Origin of the sequence: Rufibacter radiotolerans (assembly GCF_001078055.1) — a bacterium.
GTDB classification, from domain to species: Bacteria; Bacteroidota; Bacteroidia; order Cytophagales; family Hymenobacteraceae; genus Nibribacter; species Nibribacter radiotolerans.
The window spans coordinates 3274083-3292473 of record NZ_CP010777.1 but is presented as its reverse complement, the minus strand read 5'-3'; the positions used below and the strand labels follow the sequence as shown (position 1 = coordinate 3292473).

At 47.0% G+C, this 18391-nt stretch carries 16 protein-coding genes; 10 read left to right on the top strand and 6 right to left on the bottom strand.

What is annotated here, in order from left to right; translation table 11 throughout:
- The first annotated feature begins 172 nt into the window (after nucleotides 1–172).
- From TH63_RS13585 to TH63_RS13575, 3 genes are all read left to right on the top strand, one after another.
- Nucleotides 173–601, top strand: a complete 429-nt coding sequence (locus TH63_RS13585; protein ID WP_231583476.1) for a LexA family protein — start codon at nucleotides 173–175, stop codon at nucleotides 599–601.
- Nucleotides 598–1872, top strand: coding sequence for a Y-family DNA polymerase (locus TH63_RS13580; RefSeq protein WP_048921418.1), 1275 nt, complete (start codon nucleotides 598–600; stop codon nucleotides 1870–1872). The genes TH63_RS13585 and TH63_RS13580 overlap by 4 nt, the downstream gene beginning before the upstream one ends.
- A gap of 80 nt (nucleotides 1873–1952) precedes the next feature.
- The gene (locus TH63_RS13575) at nucleotides 1953–2363 is read left to right on the top strand and encodes a hypothetical protein (protein WP_048921417.1); all 411 of its coding nucleotides are present in this window, start codon (nucleotides 1953–1955) and stop codon (nucleotides 2361–2363) included.
- 378 nt (nucleotides 2364–2741) lie between these two features.
- On the opposite strand, the gene TH63_RS20570 is transcribed toward TH63_RS13575, so the two are convergent.
- The 6 genes from TH63_RS20570 to TH63_RS13545 all read right to left on the bottom strand — a co-directional run bounded on the left by TH63_RS20570 (nucleotide 2742) and on the right by TH63_RS13545 (nucleotide 8632).
- A complete protein-coding gene (locus tag TH63_RS20570) occupies nucleotides 2742–3026 on the bottom strand; it encodes a hypothetical protein (protein ID WP_048921416.1) in 285 nt (94 codons plus the stop codon).
- A 4-nt stretch (nucleotides 3027–3030) separates the two neighbouring features.
- Complete coding sequence (locus TH63_RS13565; RefSeq protein ID WP_197088556.1) at nucleotides 3031–4443, bottom strand: DUF3987 domain-containing protein; 1413 nt, start codon at nucleotides 4441–4443, stop codon at nucleotides 3031–3033.
- The gene (locus tag TH63_RS13560; protein ID WP_048921414.1) at nucleotides 4430–4759 is read right to left on the bottom strand and encodes a hypothetical protein; all 330 of its coding nucleotides are present in this window, start codon (nucleotides 4757–4759) and stop codon (nucleotides 4430–4432) included. Before TH63_RS13560 ends, TH63_RS13565 begins: the two co-directional genes overlap by 14 nt.
- A gap of 40 nt (nucleotides 4760–4799) precedes the next feature.
- Complete coding sequence (locus TH63_RS13555; RefSeq protein WP_076606492.1) at nucleotides 4800–5096, bottom strand: helix-turn-helix domain-containing protein; 297 nt, start codon at nucleotides 5094–5096, stop codon at nucleotides 4800–4802.
- Between the two features lie 570 nt (nucleotides 5097–5666).
- Nucleotides 5667–6710 carry a 5-methylcytosine restriction system specificity protein McrC gene (locus TH63_RS13550; RefSeq protein ID WP_048921413.1) on the bottom strand — a complete coding sequence of 348 codons (1044 nt, stop codon included), beginning with the start codon at nucleotides 6708–6710 and terminating at the stop codon, nucleotides 5667–5669.
- A gap of 2 nt (nucleotides 6711–6712) precedes the next feature.
- The gene (locus TH63_RS13545; RefSeq protein WP_048921412.1) at nucleotides 6713–8632 is read right to left on the bottom strand and encodes an AAA family ATPase; all 1920 of its coding nucleotides are present in this window, start codon (nucleotides 8630–8632) and stop codon (nucleotides 6713–6715) included.
- A 232-nt stretch (nucleotides 8633–8864) separates the two neighbouring features.
- Between TH63_RS13545 and hsdR the strand changes: the two genes are divergently transcribed.
- From hsdR to TH63_RS13510, 7 genes are all read left to right on the top strand, one after another.
- Entirely contained in the window at nucleotides 8865–11261 is a 2397-nt protein-coding gene (gene hsdR, locus TH63_RS13540; RefSeq protein WP_048921411.1) for an EcoAI/FtnUII family type I restriction enzme subunit R, read from the top strand.
- Nucleotides 11262–11495: 234 nt separating this feature from the next.
- On the top strand, nucleotides 11496–12935 hold the full coding sequence (locus TH63_RS13535; protein ID WP_048921410.1) for a type I restriction-modification system subunit M: 1440 nt from the start codon (nucleotides 11496–11498) through the stop codon (nucleotides 12933–12935).
- A 6-nt stretch (nucleotides 12936–12941) separates the two neighbouring features.
- Complete coding sequence (locus tag TH63_RS13530) at nucleotides 12942–14690, top strand: restriction endonuclease subunit S (RefSeq protein WP_048921409.1); 1749 nt, start codon at nucleotides 12942–12944, stop codon at nucleotides 14688–14690.
- Between the two features lie 142 nt (nucleotides 14691–14832).
- Nucleotides 14833–15285, top strand: coding sequence for a hypothetical protein (locus TH63_RS13525; protein ID WP_048921408.1), 453 nt, complete (start codon nucleotides 14833–14835; stop codon nucleotides 15283–15285).
- 160 nt (nucleotides 15286–15445) lie between these two features.
- Nucleotides 15446–16255, top strand: coding sequence for a hypothetical protein (locus tag TH63_RS20360; RefSeq protein ID WP_156180613.1), 810 nt, complete (start codon nucleotides 15446–15448; stop codon nucleotides 16253–16255).
- 97 nt (nucleotides 16256–16352) lie between these two features.
- Nucleotides 16353–17675, top strand: coding sequence for a hypothetical protein (locus TH63_RS13515; RefSeq protein ID WP_048921406.1), 1323 nt, complete (start codon nucleotides 16353–16355; stop codon nucleotides 17673–17675).
- A gap of 83 nt (nucleotides 17676–17758) precedes the next feature.
- Nucleotides 17759–18373, top strand: coding sequence for a hypothetical protein (locus TH63_RS13510; RefSeq protein WP_048921405.1), 615 nt, complete (start codon nucleotides 17759–17761; stop codon nucleotides 18371–18373).
- Nucleotides 18374–18391 lie beyond the last annotated feature (18 nt).

Below are 18391 nucleotides of genomic sequence, written 5' to 3'. Positions count from 1 at the left end.
CTTGCTAACATTTTTAGGCTTTTCCACGCGAGTTACCCACAACTGCAGAAAAACACGCTCTGATATTCACCTTTTCTATATAGTTTCGCGTAATTGCTAACTTTATTAGTAACCGTGATGCAAAGGAGGTGTTGATATGAGCTGCGCAAAGATAATACCCATCGGTTCCCCCGTGCTGGAACCGATTCCCATCGACCTACTGGAGGGGGTGGAAATTCCCCTGTTTGCCTCCTACATCAGCGCCGGGTTCCCCTCTCCCGCCGATGACTACCTGGAGGACCGGATCGAGCTGGGCGAGTACCTGGTCCAGAACCCCACCTCCACCTTCATGATGAAGGTAAAAGGTAACTCCATGCGGGACGCCAACATCCACGAAGGTGACCTTTTGGTGATAGACAAGAGCCTCAAGCCCAGGGATGGCCTGCCGGTGGTGTGCTTCCTGGACGGGGAGTTCACGGTGAAGACCTTCCGGAAGATTAAAGACAAAGTGTTCCTCGAGCCGGCGAACCCGGCCTACCCGCGGATAGAGATCACCGAGGAGATGGACATGCGGGTGTGGGGCGTGATCGTCTGGATCCTGCACAAGCCGGTGATGCGATGACCACCCTGTTCGCGCTCTGCGACTGCAACAACTTCTACGCCTCCTGCGAGCGGGTCTTCCAGCCGCAGCTGAACGGAAAACCGGTGGTGGTGCTCTCCAACAACGACGGCTGCGTGGTCGCCCGCAGCAACGAGGCAAAGGCGCTGGGCATCCAGATGGGTGCTCCCTTCTTCGAGATTCGTGACCTAGCGGAGTGCGGTGACGTGCACGCCTTCTCCTCCAACTACGTGCTGTACGGGGACATGTCCAGCCGGGTGATGGCGACGCTGTCCCTGTTCACCCCGAACATCGAGGTATATTCCATCGACGAGTCGTTCCTGGACCTGGGCAACTTCTACAAGAAAGACCTGAACGAATACTGCTGGGAGATCAAGCGCACGGTGCAGCAGTGGACGGGCATTCCCATCAGCCTGGGGGTCGCGCCGACCAAGGCGCTCGCTAAAGTAGCAAACAAACTTGCTAAGAAGTCCCAGAAAGCGAAGGGGGTGCTGGTGCTCACCGACCCGCACCACCTCGCGGAGGCGCTGAAAGCCACCCAGATCGAGGACGTGTGGGGAGTGGGACGGCAGTACGCGAAACTGCTCAGACGGCACGGGGTGAGCACCGCCTATGATTTCACCCAGAAGAATGACGCTTGGGTGAAGAAGCACATGGCGGTCGTTGGGTTGAGACTGGTGAAAGAACTCCGGGGGGAGAGCTGCCTGGAGCTGGAGGAGCTCGCCCCGCCCAAGAAAGGGATCTGCACCTCCCGGGGGTTCGGGGAGCGGCTGACGGAGTACTCCCAGATTGAGGAGGCGACCGCAAGCTACGCCGCCACGTGCGCCCGTAAACTTAGGAAGCAGGGAAGCTGCGCCCGGGTGATGACGGTGTTCCTGCAGACCAACTTCTTCTCGGAAAGAGAACCCCAGTACAGCAACAGCCGGACCATCACCCTGCCGGTCGCCACCAACTCGGACCTGGAGCTGATCCACTACGCGTCCCTGGCGCTCAAGTCCATCTTCCGGCCGGGGTACCGCTACAAGAAGTCCGGGGTCTTCCTGACGGAGATCGTACCCAACTACCAGATCCAGTACGACCTGCTGGACAAGGTAGACAGGGAAAAGCACAATAGCCTCATGGAGACGGTGGACCGGCTCGCCGCCCGCTACGGGAGGGACATCGTTAAGGTAGCTGCCCAAGGGCTTGACCCCTTATGGCAGATGAAGTGTGAGCGCAGGTCACCGTGTTTTACTACTAGACTCTCAGAAATTCCTATAGTTTATATCGAATAAGATAAATCAACCAATATGTTCTTTTCAAAGTAATCTTTAAATTTCGGTTTCAATCGCTCACGAATTAAAGTTAGAACAAATTGAAAAAACTATTACCCATTTTACTGCTTACACTTATTTGCTTTACACTAAAGGCAAAGGATGAACCTTCCCAAAGATTTCGCACTAAGGCTGTTGCTTATCTAGATAAAGAGGTTAAGAACCCTGAATATGGACCGTGGAAAGATCACAGTGTCTTGATCGTTTCGGACCTGGAGAATAGGCGAATCACTGTTTACAACTCAAAGAAAGATATTTATGACATAATATCTGTCGGTGATAGTAGGCGAGATGATGACAATAATTTATCACTCGAGTTGGGTGCTCTTGATGGAGATGGTAAGCGCTGCACAATCACATTGGTAAATCGTCAAAAGGCTGGGGAAATCCAGTTATATTTTGAATATAACAACATGGCTTGGGTATATGCCATTACTCAATTAATTGATTGAACGATGCAATGCAGTGTGGTTTCTCATGTCTCTACCTGTAAGGTCTTCAATCCAATCGGCACCAAGCAGAAAAAGATGATGTTGGTAAGCTGTTTCCTTATAAACTGGGGAAACACGTATCATAGCAACATTTACCCTGAGAAACCCAATCTGATCTTCTCCTGTAGCTCAACTTCTCACAATTCTGGCATCATTGCTTTCAACTCGGATTGCTCCAATGCAGGTGTTCAGGTTAGAGTGAAAGTGGAATTGCAGCAATAGCTTTAGGTTCTGTGTCCGGGTAAACACGTTCACCGAGCCCTGGGGTGTAGATTGGAATGAAAAACGCCACGCTAATTGAAAAACATAGCGTGGCGTTAGTGGCGTTGGCGCAAATAGTTAATAGATTAAACCCTTGAGCCGGACCAACTCATCCGTAGCTTTCCAGTCAATACCACTGCTCGGGACTTCGCTTTTTATGAAATCGCGAAGCTCAAGCAATTGGTCTCTAGTTGCCCACTCCTGACTAGCGAGCAAGAATACCCATAAACTGAAGTGAGAGGGGGTTGGGGAGTCAGGAGGATGAATGATGACTTCTGAAAGCCTGTCAGTCTCAACTGTGAGCAATACTTCTCCGTCCCTTACATAAACGATCTTATGAAGGCTTGCAAATCTGAAAACCATAGTTTTAATTTATTGGTGAATACTCTTCCGCCAACGCCGCTTCCGCCACGTGGCATTTTCTGTAGTGACCTCTCGCTAATCGCTCCAGTGCGCCTGTCTCCACAAACTCTTTGAGCCATCGGTCTTTCGTGCGGGGAGGTATGTTTTCTTTGGCAGCCACTTCAATAGCCTCTGGCATGGTAAATTCCTGTGGGAGGGATGTGTAGAAAGTAAACTGCCGGGTGTGGTTCATCCTTATTGAGGGCGGACCTGGCATCCGTTTGAAGATGTCCAGGGCCTTTTGGAAGGAGTATTTGGTTAGCTCTTTGCTCACCCAGAAGTCTTCTTCTGTCGGGAATATGGGACCCTTGAAAGAAGGCACCTTACAAGTTTCTGGGTCAATATGGCGGAAGAAGCTCAGGATCGTGCAAAATCTTACCAACATTAGGGCGTGCCTTCTGGCGATGGATACGGCGTAAACGCCGCCCTCCAAATGTGCCTGTCGCTGCATTTCCTCTCCAACTCTGTCCAATTCGTCCCACTGGGCCGGGGTGAGCTGTACCTCCAAATCAAGGTCTTTGGTCTGAGGCCATAATTCCAAAGACTTCCGGCCATACTGTCGGTATTGTTCTTCAATCGGTTTATCCGTACCTAATGGTCTTGGGGTAACCCATTCCATGTTCCCTTCCGGCTCTACAAAGGCGAACCTGGAAGTAAGGCCATCCTGGCTGCCTTGCTTGAATAGAGCCTGTAGCTGGTTCTCTGTCCCCGCCACCAGAATCCCAAGTTTTGGATGATGGGCAACTAGGGTCTCACGGTTTCCTTTCCTCGCACTTGAGATAGGCTCATGGTGGTAGGCTTGCCTTAGGATGATGGAGCTTTGACCACCCAACTCCGTTCCTAGAAGATTGGACAACGCATCTGCCTCGGTTTCGTTGATGATCCCTCCTATACGGTCACCGTTTTCGCTGAGCTGTACAATGAAACGAGCAGCTGACGTATTGCCAGGAATTATCACTTGGGGCATTTTCGGCGGCGTCGGCAAAGTGGGTGATCCGGGTTTGCCGGCGTTCTTCTTGAAAACTAGCATCTCATGCTCGTATCTCCTGTTGACTTCATCAAATTCCTTGCTCAGCTTAAGATTGATGTCCGCAAGGAGAAGGCGGCTAAGCCCGATCACCCCCTTCCCGCCAGCAGGGGGAAGGATAACCATAAGAAACAGGAATGGATAGATTCTCTTGCCGCCATACTCAATGTAGACGTTCGGTATCAGCGCAGGCAAGGTCACGAGTATTGAGAACATGGCAAGGACAAGCTCCTGTAGGGGGAGGTGATGGCGGAGAAGTCCTTTGGGATACTCAGGTAGGGCATGGTAGATTTTATCTAGGTCTAAGCCATTGAACTTACCCAAATCCGTGCGGGAATTAAATAGAGTCATTTCCATCACTGTTTATGGTTTCAAAAATCTCCTGTAAGACCTGGCTTGCGATTTCGGTGATCTCCACCAATACAAGCCGCTCGCCCTCAGGGCCTTCTTCAACAACAGACCTAAAATGGCCCAGTTGGTTAAGGAGGCTGTAGATTGACTGCCCATTCCCCATCAAGGACTCATCTTCTAAAATGGAGGGAATATCAAGGTGGGGATAAGCAATGCTGAGTTCCTTTACTTGATCTTCCAGGAGGTCGGAATAGGTATACCTGTGCCGGGGCTCTACTTTTGCGAGTAGAGCCACCAAAATGGTAGTGTTTTTCATTTCGATAAGTTTAAATTGGAATTGTTTTTGGTGAAGGTGTTTATTTCCGCTTACCTGTAAGGTAGCCATAGGCCCCACTTTTGATTTCGTCCTCGGTGGGGATGCGGTTCCGAAGAAGGAATTCGTCTATGGAGCTTCTCTTGAAGAAGATGAGTTTGCCGCTGGGGCAGAAGTGTTCTAGCTTTCGCTGGCTCGTGAGTTTGTAGACTGCGCTCTTGCTTATGCCCATATAGCGCGCGGTCTCCTCCGCATTCAGGATGGCTTTAGTGCTTAACTTGTGCTCTTCGAGATAACGCATTAATCCCTCAAGCCTTTTGAATAAATCAGGCTTTTCCATGTTGGTTAATTGTAATATATATGGTGGGGATGTTTGAGTTAATCTTGGGTATGGTGGTTTTAACGACAATGATTTCTAATGGTTGCCCCAGTAAATGGGGGGCGGGTAACCTTTGATTGAGCTTAAAAACGCCACTTCTACAAAATGAAAGGGTTTTGTAGAACTTGTTAAGAGAGGCTTTAACTGCTTTGTAGAATTCAGGTGCCTAACTTTTAGATTTGGAATCTATTTTCTTGTTGATTTTAAAAATTGTATAATTCCTGTAGAGGTTGGTTTTAGAGTTCTACAAGAAAAAATTTACGATTTTATTTCAGAAGGGAATTAAAAGATGGTTGTACCCGGGAGGAAAAAGATTAACCGTTAAAAGAGCGGAATAAAAAATGTGACTTGGTAAGGGTGTCAGTCTTTAAGGGAATTGATATAAACGGTACTTTATGTGGTCTTTGCTTTTATCTTTTTCAGGTTTTTGAGACCATGATGCCTTACATGCCCGCGGCTTATAATTCCTCTTTCAGGCGAAAGAAGGAAAAAATGAAGGTTTAGGGTAAAAAGGTGGCAACAAATAGGTGATTACACTATCTTAAGTAAATCGCTTTCAATATCCTGCCATTCTTGGTTCAGGTTCACGGTGCATATCTTGATAAGTGCATTGTTCCCTGTGGTGAATTTATAGCTAAGGGAAAGGCTATTGGAAACTTCAGGGTAAATAAGGATACCTTCTATCTGTTTACCGCCTGCATTGGTAATGTTTTGGGTGTAGGAAAAAACCTGGTAGAGGTTGTTGGTAATAATCTTGTCTCTGTCGTATTGGCCTTTCAAAGCCTTGGGGTAGTATTTAGCATCCATCACCAGGTGCCTATGTCTTGAGATGAGGCTGATATCGGTTTGCATGGAGGGTATATAGGCACTATGGGAAGGATCTTCCACCGGGGTAAGCTGCCAACTGAGCTGTTTGGCGCTCACCTGCCATTCTTCCCGGTTCAGGTGTCTCTTATAGAAGTTCAGCAGAAACTTCTCAAACAGATAGGCCATCTGTTTCTTGTCGCGCAGGAAATCCTTGAAAGGGTGTACCCCTTCCTGTTCAGTACTTAGTAGCCGCAGCCATACCAGCTCGCAGATGGAAAGCAATAGTTTGTACTGCCTATTGTTGCGGTGCAACTGGATTTTCCTGAAAACAGCAGGTCTGACAGTTATGGGGGTGATTTCTGGCGGGAACCGTTGAAGAATCAGATGTAGCTCCTGCCGAATCTTGGGGCATAAAGTCTCCTCCTTGGCCAACCGTTTGAAAGTAGCCTTCAGCAACCGGTTGTGCAGGACATCATAACTTAGCTCGTCAAAGGCGCAGTAAGCGGCTGCCCGGGCGAAGGTGTTCTCTTTGACAGACGCTGGGAAAAGGATCTTTCCCCTCAACTGGCTGGTCAAGGTCTCCTCTTCCTGATAATTCCGGTCCAGCCCCCTTTTCAGGAGATGGGTAGTTCCATTCGCCAATACCTTCGCTAGCAGGGCAAAGGCGTTATCAAACGCGGTGCAATCCACTTGCAGCGCCTCTGCTTCCTCCAACTGATCCCAGGCATAGGCCAAAAGATAAAACACATTTTGGATGGGAATCTGCATCGCTAATTCAGGGACAGCAACTTAAGGGCTTCCGTGGCTTTGTTTTGGTTGTCATACCAATACTCCTGCAGCAAGGGCTTTATCTCCTGCTCAATAATCTCCCTGTACCAATTCTCTGCGTTTGCGTTCGGCTGGGGTATGGTGCAGAAGTAGCTGTGCCCTACCATGAAGCCACTGCCTAAGTCCTTGTCGTTTTCAATGGTCTTGTTCAATCTGGATAGCCTCTCGATTATCTTGGCTGCCATGGCAGCGTCAATGACCTTGCTCTGCTGGAGGAAGCTCTTGAATTTTTCTTCGTATTTAGGTACTACATTCCAAAAGGCGAAGCGGCGGCGAAGGGCGTAGTCTACCATGGCCAGTGAGCGGTCAGCAGTGTTCATGGTGCCGATGATATGCACATTATCCGGTACGAAAAACCTGGGCTCGTTCTCTTTCCGGTAGGTGAGGTGCATGGCGAATTCGGGGCCGCGTTTATCTGCCTCTATCAGCATGAGCAACTCCCCGAAGATCTTGCTGAGGTTACCCCGGTTGATCTCGTCTATGATAAAGAAGAAATCCTCTGATGGGTTGGCTTGCGCCTTTCGGCAGAAGTCATAGAAGATTCCGTTCGCCAAGGTGAACTTTCCCTCTTCATTGGGGCGGAACCCCCGGATGAAGTCTTCATAGGCGTAGGACTGATGGAACTGGATCAACTCCACCCGGCTCTCGTCCTTCTTGCCCATTAACAGAAAGGCCAGTCTCTTGGCGAAAAAGGTCTTCCCAACTCCCGGTGCGCCTTGGAGAATGATGTTTTTCTTACGCCGGAGCGAGGTTACTATCTCTTCAATCGTGGAACGGTCAATGAACAAGTCGTTGTCGGCCTCATGGATGCTATAGTCAGATACTTTTCTCTGGGTAGGGGCTAGGCAAAGGTTATAAACTGCCTGAAACTCAGCTTTGGTTATATCAAACAAACTGCCTTGGTTGTTACGCAATACCTGGCAATCATCGAGTTCCTGAAGTGATTTTATTTGGTTCCAGTCTGCCTGGTTCGTTACAAACTCTTTGATTTTAAAAGAGAATACTTCCCCCTCATCGTCGTCCAGGTGAAGTTCCCTAGTCACCTCCAGAATAGCCTTAACGCGTTTGGAAGGGGTAGATTCATACCCGATCAGTAAATCCCCTACTTTGACCTTGCCAAAGTTTTTATACACATTCCGCTTATTCCCCTCTTTGTTGTGGCTGGTGTAATTCTGCTCCTGCCCAACCACGAAATCCTCCACCCGCCAAATCTTCGGGTTGCAGTTCAACCACCAATAGCCTGTGGCCTCAGTTGGTAGACCTGGATGGGGAATACTAAGCTTAGTGCAAAGCTTATCTATCATGGTTTCAAACTCAGGCTTGGAGATGGTGCCATCCTTCCAATGGGGGAATTGCGCTTTTATCCTCTTGATGCAAGGTTGCACGATAGCGGTTAACTGATCGATGAAGGAATCCAGAACGGGCGCGAAACCCTCAATAGGAACAGCCTCTTTATGGCTGACCTTCAGGTGGAACATCTTCTTGTCAGAAGTGTTCATTTCTATCTTCAGTTTAGTATCTCCTAAGCTTTTGAAGATCTCTTTCCCCAATGCCAGGGTAATTTCATTAGGCTCATCACCAGGAGTTCTAGTGGTGAAAAACTGGAAGTACAGCCTGAAGGAATCTTTGTCAATTTTATCTAGAATAAACGTCGCGGCTTCTATGGAAGCCCCAGGGTAATAGCACGGCAAGAACCAAAAGGTAAAGGTGATATAGTCCGATTTCTCGGTGCCCGTGAAGTAGCTTTTCGCCGAACCTTTGGTGAAAGCCTTGCGCCTTACCGAGAAATTGAAGTTGTTGTCTTGTTCGTGGCGGGCATATAAATGGTCAAATACCAGCTTTTGGAGTTTGTAGTAAGACATATAAATGTGTTATAGAATATTAAATAAGATTTATTCTTCTAATATAAGGATATCCAATAATAAATTGGGCACCCCACTTCATTAAAGTGCCTTGCCTTTCTATAATTTCAAAGATCAGGTAGGATAACTAAAGTCTTTCTAAAAGGCCTGCTCACTAATTCATTTCAGGCGGCGAATTTCCTCCAAAATACTTACCTTGAGCAACAATCTCCTCCAATAAGCCTCTTTTTCTATGTTCTTAAAGCAAACACTCTCAGAAAGAGATATTTGTACCAAATTTATTACCCCGGCGTTGGTGGCAGCCGGCTGGGATATTCAGAAACAGGTGAGGGAGGAGTGGTCTTTCACAGACGGAAGAATCATTGTGAGAGGCCAGAAATATTCCAGGGGCAAACAAAAGAGGGCAGACTATGTGCTGTTCTACAAGTCGACCCTGCTGGCCATTATTGAAGCCAAAGAGAACAACCATTCCATAGGGGCCGGCATGCAGCAGGCGAAGGAATACGCAGATATTCTGGATGTGCACTTTGTGTACAGCACCAACGGCGACGCCTTTCTGGAGTTTGACAAAACCAAAACGGGCGGCGAGGTAGAAAAGGAGATTTCCTTAGAGAGCTTTCCATCGCCGGAAGAGCTTTGGGAGCGTTATGCCACTTTCAAAAACTTGACTCCACCCCAGCAGGAGATTGTAAAGGAGGAGAACCACAAAGACGAGACGGACCTGGCTCCTAGGTACTACCAGCAGATTGCCATTAACCGAACCATAGAAGCGGTAGCCCGGGGTGATAAACGGATTCTGTTAGTGATGGCCACCGGGACCGGAAAAACTTACACAGCCTTTCAGATTCTCTGGCGGCTCTGGAAAGCCAAGACTGTGAAGCGGGTGCTGTATCTGGCAGACAGGAACATTTTGGTGGACCAGACCAAAACCGGTGACTTTAGGCCGTTTGGGTCAGACATCATGACCAAGATCCAGAACCGCGAGGTGGATAAGTCTTACCAGATTTACTTTGCCTTGTACCAGGGGCTCACGGGTACAGACGAGGAAAAGAACGTTTTCAAGCAATTCTCCCGTGACTTTTTTGACATGGTGGTGGTAGATGAGTGCCACCGAGGCAGCGCCAATGAAGAATCTGCCTGGCGGGAGGTGCTCAGCTATTTTGACTCAGCGGTGCATCTGGGCATGACCGCCACCCCTAAAGAAACCAAGGAGACCTCCAATATCACCTATTTCGGAGAACCGGTGTATACCTACTCCCTCAAACAGGGGATAGAAGACGGTTTTCTGGCGCCTTATAAGGTGGTGCGCATCAGCCTGAACGTGGATGACGGGTACCGGCCCGAGAAAGGCAAGGTAGATAAACACGGCCATGAGGTAGAGGACCGTATCTATAACACCAAAGACTTTGACCGCACCATTGTCATAGATGACCGCACCAAAGTAGCGGCCAGAAAGATATCTGAGTACCTGAAGCTCACCAACCGCATGGCCAAGACCATTGTGTTCTGCGTGGATACGGAACATGCGGAGCGCATGCGGCAAGCCCTGGTGAACGAAAACAGCGACATGCTGAAGCAGTACCCCAACTACGTGGTGCGCATTACTGGTGATGATGAAATAGGGAAAAAAGAACTGTACAACTTCTCGTCAGTCATAGAGAAGCAGCCTGTCATTGCTACCACCTCTAAGCTACTTACCACCGGGGTAGACACCAAAATGGTGAAGGTGATTGCCCTGGAGGCGGGCATCCAGTCTATGACTGAGTTTAAGCAGATTATTGGCCGGGGCACCAGGCTCAGGGAAGACGATGGCAAGGTGTACTTCACCATCATGGATTTCCGGAAAGTGACCAACCTTTTTGCCGACCCCGATTTTGACGGAGACCCGGTGGTGATTTATGAACCCGGCCCAGATGAACCGGTAGTGCCGCCTACTCCTCCTGAGGGTACTGGAGGTACAGATGACCCACCGGGCACCAAGCCTATTCCAGGTGAAAAAGTTGATGGAGTTGATGGAGGAGATGGCCCAGACGGGAACGGGCCGGGCGGAGACCCGTCCAACAAGCCAAAGAAATACTATATCAATGACGTGGCCGTGACGGTGGCCAACGAGCGGGTGCAGTATTATGGCGCAGATGGCAAACTCATTACTGAGTCTTTGAAAGACTACTCCCGCAACAAGCTGTTACTGGAATATACCTCGCTGGATGACTTCTTAATTAAATGGAATGAAAGTGAACGCAAAGAAGCCATTATCAATGAACTAGCCGAGAAGGGCGTGCTCTTTGAGGAATTACAGCAGGAGATTGGCATGGACATGGATGCCTTTGACCTGATTGCTCATATAGCCTTTGACAAACCGCCGCTTACCCGCAAGGAGAGAGCAGAGGAAGTGAAGAAACGCAACTACTTTGAAAAGTACGGCACCGGTGCCCGCGAGGTACTACAAACCCTGTTGGAGAAGTACGCCGACGAAGGCATTGGTTCAATTGAAACTACTGCGGTACTCAACGTAAAACCGCTGAATCAATTAGGTACTCCTACAGAACTGGTAAAGCTATTTGGGAAGAAAGCAGACTTTGAACAAGCAGTCAATGAACTGGAGCTAGAGTTGTATAGAATAGCCTAAGAAGCAGCTGGTTCCATGCCCTAATTATATAAACAGGGTCATTCTCTCAGGATAAACTTACAGACAAAACAACCGCTACCTTATTTTGTCATCCAGAAAGGATCTTGGTGGTGAACGGCAATAGCTTCTAAATAAACGCTTTTACCATTTGCCCAAAGGTCCTTCAGAAGAACGGAAGGGGTGAGGCCTTCTGCATTTTTATAAACTTTAATTACGCTTACACACAATCACACAATGAGTAACCTTTCAGGTATTATTAAATCCATCCGCGATATCATGCGCCAGGATGCGGGAGTGGACGGGGACGCGCAACGGATTTCGCAGATGGTGTGGATGCTTTTCTTAAAAGTTTTTAGCGACAAGGAAGAGGAGTGGGAACTGACTATTGAGAACTACAAGTCGCCTATTCCGGCGCATCTGCAGTGGAGCCAGTGGGCGGCCAACGAAGAGGGCATGACCGGCGATGAGCTGTTGCAGTTTGTGAACAACGAGCTGTTTGAGTCTTTGAAGAACCTGGAGGTGTCACCCAAGGCAGATCCGCAGGGCTGGATTGTGAAGCAGGTGTTTGAAGACACCTACAACTACATGAAAAGCGGCACGCTCATTAGGCAGGTCATCAACAAGATAAACCTCATTGACTTCAACGCATCGGCAGACCGGCACCTGTTCAATGACATCTATGAGAATATGCTCAAGGAACTGCAAAGTGCGGGTTCCTCGGGCGAGTATTACACGCCCCGGGCGGTGACGCAGTTCATGGTAGACATGACGGCCCCTCAAATGGGCGAAACGGTGCTGGACCCGGCCTGCGGAACGGGCGGTTTCCTGACCTGCGCCATTGAGCACGTACGCACCCAATTGAGCAACCCCACTGACATACAAACGCTGCAGAACAGCTTTCAGGGAGTGGAGAAAAAGCCGCTGCCGCACATGCTGGCCACCACCAATCTCATGCTGCACGGGATGGATGTGCCCGTGATACGGCATGACAACCTGCTGGTGCGCCCGTATGACAGCTGGGGAAGCAAAGACCAGGTAGATATTATTCTGAGCAACCCACCGTTTGGCGGCACCGAAGAGGAAGGCACCGATGCCAACTTCCCGCCCAAGTTTAAGACCAAGGAAACCGCCGATTTATTTATGGCGCTCATTATGCGGCTTCTCAAAGACAACGGCCGCGCTGCCGTGGTGTTGCCAGACGGCACGCTGTTTGGCGAGGGCGTGAAAACCCGCATCAAGGAAGAGCTGCTGAGCAAGTGCAACCTGCACACCATTGTACGGCTGCCCAACGGCGTGTTCAACCCGTACACCAGCATCAAGACTAACCTGCTGTTCTTCACCAAGGGGCAACCCACCAAAGAGGTGTGGTATTTTGAGCACCCGTACCCCGCCGGACAGAAAAGCTATAACAAAGGCCGCCCCATCAACATAAAGGAGTTTGACCTGGAGAAGGCCTGGTGGCACAACCGTGAGGAGAATGAGCACGCCTGGCGCGTATCGGTAGAGGACATTGCCGCCCGAAACTACAACTTGGACATCAAGAACCCGCATGCGCCCGAGAACGACTTGGGCATCCCAGCCGACCTGCTGAAGAAGCTGCAGTTAACTACCCAACGGGTAAAGAACTTGCAGCAAGAGATAGTAACAGCATTAGAAGAATCTTTATTAGCCTAAGCCTGCATGTTACTACTAGAGCAATTTGAGCACCTTATGCTACACCCCAAAAACGCCGTCCGCCTTAAAGAGCTGGTGTTGCAATTGGCGGTGCAAGGCAAACTCACTGAATCCTGGCGAAACCAAAACCCCCACGTAGAACCGGCCTCGGAACTGTTGAAACAGATTGAGGCGGAAAAATTTAAGAAGATAAGAAAGGAGAAATCTCAAAAGCCAGTTTCAGAGGAGGAAATGCCTTATTTATTGCCTGAAGGTTGGGTTTGGTGTAGAATAGGCCAGCTAGCAATTATTCAAGGTGGAAAGAGGATTCCAAAAGGGTATTCGCTTCAAGATATCCCTACTGATCATGTTTACATCAGAGTAACTGATATGAAGAAAGGAACGGTTGATGTTTCAAATCTTAAATATATCTCGGAAGAAGTATTCAATATAATCAAGCAATACACAATTTCTAAAAATGATTTATATATAACAATTGCGGGTACTATTGGCCAAATAGGCGAGATTCCAGATTCATTAGATGGGATGAACTTAACAGAAAATGCCGCAAAATTTGTGTTTGATTACCTTAATAAAAGCTATTTTAAAATTGCTTTGACTTCTAAAGAATCTAAAACTCAATTTATAGGAAAAGTCAATCAATTAGCTCAGCCTAAATTAGCACTACATAGAATACAATCTTCCATAATTCCCCTTCCGCCCCTTGCTGAGCAGGAAGCCATTGTGGCACGGGTGGAGGAGCTGATGCAGAAAATTGAGGAAATGGAGAAAGCCAACCAAGACAGAATACAGCTGCAAAAGAGCCTGGGCGTGGCGGTGTTACAGGCGCTCACCACCGCCCCAGACGATGAACTGGAACAGCAATGGGCGTTCCTGAAGCAGCACTTCCAGACTATCTTCGGGCAGGAGGCCAACGTGAAAAAGCTCCGCGAAACCATTCTGCAACTGGCGGTGCAAGGCAAACTCACCTCGGCGTGGCGCAAACAGAACCCCACCATCCAAACCGCCGCTCACCTCCTGCAGCAGATTCAGGCTGAGAAAGCGCAACTGGTGAAGGAGAAGAAGATTAAGAAGGAGAAACCGCTAGAACCCATTTCAGAAGACGATGTACCGTATGAACTGCCGAAGAGTTGGGTTTGGTGTAAAGTAGGGGATCTTATGACTAATCTTCAATATGGTACTTCACAAAAATGTAGCTATGACTCAAGCCAAAACACTCCAATATTAAGGATTCCTAATGTGTCTAATGGTTGTGTTTCGATTGATGATTTGAAATATACAAGTTTGACAGAAAGAGAAAGGAAACAATATTCCCTTGAAGAAGGTGATTTGCTCGTAATTCGCTCCAATGGAAGTAGGGAAATAACTGGCACAGCTGTTTATATACCTGATGGATATGGTTCATTCGGATATGCCGGATATTTAATAAGAATCAGATTCTTAATTTCCTTGATTAATACACAGTTTATTCAAAGGTATTTTTGTTCATCGTATCTCAGGAAGCAAATAGAAGCACCTTTAAGAACTACAGTAGGGATTAATAATATTAATAGTGTAGAGTTATCAAACCTTACCGTTCCCCTTCCTCCTCTTGAGGAACAAGAAGCCATCGTCGCCAAAGTAGACCAGCTCATGCAGCTCTGCAATGAACTGGAGCAGCAGCTCACCCAAGTCAACCAACAGACCGAGGCGCTGATGCAGGCCGTGGTGCAGGAGGCGTTGCAGCCCCATGAAGAACCAGTGCTGGAAAAATAAAATAATCCTATTCCTTTTCTATCTTTGCCTAAGAGACACAGCTGTTTTGGGGCTGATTTTATAAAAACAGTCCCAAAACAGCTTTTCTATTCATACCTATACATATATTCAATTAAATAAAATCAGAAGTACCTGCTTACCCATGTCAAAAAAGATTACGCTGTTGCTATTGTTCTTCGGTTTGCTTGCCAAAGGGTACGGCCAGCATTTGTTTGAAGAGAAGTTCAAGGGGTGTGCCATAGACCAATTCACCTTGGAGAAAGATTCTGCCACGGTGCACCTGCCAGACCGGGAACTGCTCACTATCTTTTTAAGCGGGGTAGCGCCAAAGGAAAGACAGAAAATAAGGGGCATTCTCACCGTCCAGATTTTGGTAGATGGGCAAGGCAATTCCTGCCTGGTGAGCCTCCGGAACGAGACCAACCTCAAAACCAGGAAATGGCATTTGCCACAGGCGGTAGCCGCTGGGTTAAAATGGCCTATCCCCCCAAAGAAAGTAGCCCTGGTGCTGGCGGTCAAGTTCACAGAGAAAGGAGCACAGTTCAGGCGTTTCGGGGTAGACAACTCCCTGGATTGGAAGGTTATCAAAACCTGAGTTAGTCGGTTTAAAAAGGCACTAAAGCATTAATGTTTTAAGCCTGTTTTTCAGAAAACGGATCCAAAACAGAACATGCGCTGGGAGGCAAAAAGCTAGGAAGTCACCCCGCAACAGTTATACAGAAAGATATACCAGATTACATAAAAGATTCAAATAAATGACAAGAGAAGAGGCAATAGGTATTATAGATGCCCTGGCTTCGGGCTGCTCCCCTTTTACCGGCGAAGTGTTGGAAGACCACCCCATTTTAAATGACCGTAAAGTTATTAGAGCTTTACAGACCGCATTAGTTTCATTGTCTGCCTATCCTGGTTTAGTAAACCAAAGCAATCCTATTCAAAGTAGCTTGATAGCAGACTTTTTGACCAGAGAGACTATAAGCACCGCTATTACAGTTTTGCTTGAGGCTAAATTAAATACCTACCCTAGTACAATTACACGGTTCTTCTTAGGGAGTAATCGTTTTCAAGGCTCACCTATCACCCAAAATCCTCTATTTGGTCATCTGAAGCCCAATTTCAAATATGATTCTTTAAAGCCTTTGGTAGCGCAGGTATTAAAAGAAAATCCTGACTTGAAAACCTTTACGGTTAACAACAAACCACTTACAAAGGATAAGCCCTGGAATTCTATTTCCTTTTTTACAGAAGCTACCTTTTGTAAACTATCAGCCAAAGCCATTGACCAGTTAAAAGTCCGGATTGATGATTTGGGTATTCATAAACCTACCGAAACCCTTTCAGAAAACCAGCAGCCGGCACGTCTGGCACACCCCAAGGCCTACGAGCCCTGGACAGAGAAAGAAACCGAGTACCTGGCCAAAGCGCTCTCCTATACCAATGACCTGCAAGTGCTGTCCTCCTGTTTTCAACGCACTGAGAGCTCTCTTAGCTCTATGGGTAAGAAGTTGATTTATGAAGGGAAAGCGGCTATAGACCCAGAGGCTCAGGCATTAAATAATATTTAACTATTCACCTTAGTGCACCTGTAGCCTTATACCTGTTTTACGCTTGTTTTCAGGAAAACAGCTTTAAAACGGAATTACCCTTCCATTACAATTTACCATGTCTCAACAACAAGAAACAGCCTTACTAGAATACTTCAAACTATATAAATTACTGGAAGAAAAAGGCGGCCCAGAACGGGACGGAGATTTGTTTGAAGAAGTTCTGGGTAAAGAAGAAGATATCCTGCAATCCTTTGGGGTCCCAGCCTCCATGAAACATCTCCAGATCCTGCACAAACTGGTCAACCGAAAATCAGTGACAGTGGCATCCATCCAGAAAGCCATAGCCCAGCTTCAGAAAGCCGCCGAAGTCCATTTGTCGGCCCCAGTGCTCACAGACTTAGAGTTCTTGAAAAAAGCGAAGGAGGAAGATCTCAGCGCCTATGACGTTCTGCCTGAGTTAGGAATTATTACTCACACCTATCCTATCTTTTTAATGGAGGTGGCCCTGACCTTTATAGACCCGCAGGTCATTCTAGATGAGTTCTATGCGCTTAAACGTCTGGATTGCAATGGTGACCTTTACCGGCTCAAAAACAAGCATCCCAAATCTTACAGACGCACCAAGATTTATAAGCAGCTCAAGCCTTACCTTAAATTCATAGACCAATATGTACGCTATAACCCAGATTTGCCGGTACAGATAGAAGATTGGCTGGAAGAGGAAAAGCTAGATGTGTCTGAAATTATTTCTTATAAAGATGACATAGCAGAGCCAATTAGGGGCCAGCAGCCAAGTCTTTTTGATGAACCAGCACTGACTAAACCACCTATAGACTTCACACCAGAATATACTGTTCTCACAGATTTGGTAATGGTAGAAGAAATCACGTTCAGCCGTGATTCTGGGGTAACTGTCTCCGGGCATTTGGCTCAATACTACCGGCCCACCCGTCTGATGCTGGGTTTTGAGTTTGATAAATTTTATGAGGTGCTTTCAGCATACTTTTCTCCGGGGCTTGGCTTGCTGAGTTACTTCAACAAAAACCGCCAACAAGCCATCAAAGATGAACCCGTCATTATAAATGTGCAAGACAAGCTAGGCAAGCCTTTCGTATTGGGGGAGCATTACTTCAGGGTATATAAACCAGAGGCTCTGGACCGTGCCGGTAATGCTGTGCCTATGGAAGAGGATTTTTACATTGTAGAGGAAGTAATTGACCGGGCAAGGTATGACCAGCAAGAAGCGAAACACATAAAGAGCAACTTACTAGGCTGGTTCCACAAAATGAAAAACCATTACTATGTCTATGAAAACCACAAGCGGAATGGATTAAATGAGCAAGAGGCAAAGAAAGAAATTGGCCTGGAAGATGATATCCGTTTTGCCATCAGCAAATTACTTTATGAATTAGACAAGCATGGGGGAAAGCTTACTTAGATCAATATTTTTATCCTATAAAATAATGTGCCTCCTTGGTCTTTAGCTTATTGAAATTTTACATTTGATTTAATCCAATTAATATGAAAAATAATTTACTCTTATCATTTGCTATCATCTTATCATTAGGTTTTGGTCCAAAATATGATTCAGCAACTGAGCTTGAATATGAACTTACAAGGCTCATAAGGTCATTTTCATCCAATACCCAAAAAGAAAAGTGTGAAGACTATTTTCAAGAAATAAAATTACTTAAAAATAAAATTGAGGATGCAATAAAGGAAGGGGAGGAGAATCCTGCTGCCTTTAGGAAATTAGAAAAAAGAATTGATGGCTTCCATGATTTCGCAACAACCCTTACAGGATGCAATAACTCCAATACTGAACTTGGCTTAATTAATTTCAATACATTCTTACGGGAAACAGGCCTTTCTCCGGTTCTTGTTAAGCAAAGCGACTGCGTAACTATTTACAGAGTAAATATGAATGGGTTTCAGTCTTATTACGCTGTTAATAAAGGCAAAGCTAAGATGGTCAAGGTAGCAGTTAAGAAAGGTGATAAGTATAATTCCTCTTCCTCAACTTATTCCTTTGGCCTAAGATGTAATTCTGTGGAAGGTTTTAGTCAAGGTAATGCTCAGGGCAAAGTAAACACTATGTCGATTTCTTGTACACCATTGAACCTGGAGTGTTATTAAACCATAACTTACTTGAGT

Excerpts from the sequence above, each read along its gene's own strand:
- TH63_RS13535 (WP_048921410.1), top strand. The coding sequence starts at position 11,496 with ATGAGTAACCTTTCAGGTATTATTAAATCCATCCGCGATATCATGCGC.
- TH63_RS13525 (WP_048921408.1), top strand. The coding sequence starts at position 14,833 with ATGTCAAAAAAGATTACGCTGTTGCTATTGTTCTTCGGTTTGCTTGCC.
- TH63_RS13565 (WP_197088556.1), bottom strand. The coding sequence starts at position 4,443 with ATGACTCTATTTAATTCCCGCACGGATTTGGGTAAGTTCAATGGCTTA.
- TH63_RS13545 (WP_048921412.1), bottom strand. The coding sequence starts at position 8,632 with ATGTCTTACTACAAACTCCAAAAGCTGGTATTTGACCATTTATATGCC.
- TH63_RS13510 (WP_048921405.1), top strand. The coding sequence starts at position 17,759 with ATGAAAAATAATTTACTCTTATCATTTGCTATCATCTTATCATTAGGT.
- TH63_RS13580 (WP_048921418.1), top strand. The coding sequence starts at position 598 with ATGACCACCCTGTTCGCGCTCTGCGACTGCAACAACTTCTACGCCTCC.
- TH63_RS13515 (WP_048921406.1), top strand. The coding sequence starts at position 16,353 with ATGTCTCAACAACAAGAAACAGCCTTACTAGAATACTTCAAACTATAT.
- TH63_RS20360 (WP_156180613.1), top strand. The coding sequence starts at position 15,446 with ATGACAAGAGAAGAGGCAATAGGTATTATAGATGCCCTGGCTTCGGGC.
- hsdR (WP_048921411.1), top strand. The coding sequence starts at position 8,865 with ATGTTCTTAAAGCAAACACTCTCAGAAAGAGATATTTGTACCAAATTT.
- TH63_RS13530 (WP_048921409.1), top strand. The coding sequence starts at position 12,942 with ATGTTACTACTAGAGCAATTTGAGCACCTTATGCTACACCCCAAAAAC.
- TH63_RS13550 (WP_048921413.1), bottom strand. The coding sequence starts at position 6,710 with ATGCAGATTCCCATCCAAAATGTGTTTTATCTTTTGGCCTATGCCTGG.
- TH63_RS13555 (WP_076606492.1), bottom strand. The coding sequence starts at position 5,096 with ATGGAAAAGCCTGATTTATTCAAAAGGCTTGAGGGATTAATGCGTTAT.
- TH63_RS13560 (WP_048921414.1), bottom strand. The coding sequence starts at position 4,759 with ATGAAAAACACTACCATTTTGGTGGCTCTACTCGCAAAAGTAGAGCCC.
- TH63_RS20570 (WP_048921416.1), bottom strand. The coding sequence starts at position 3,026 with ATGGTTTTCAGATTTGCAAGCCTTCATAAGATCGTTTATGTAAGGGAC.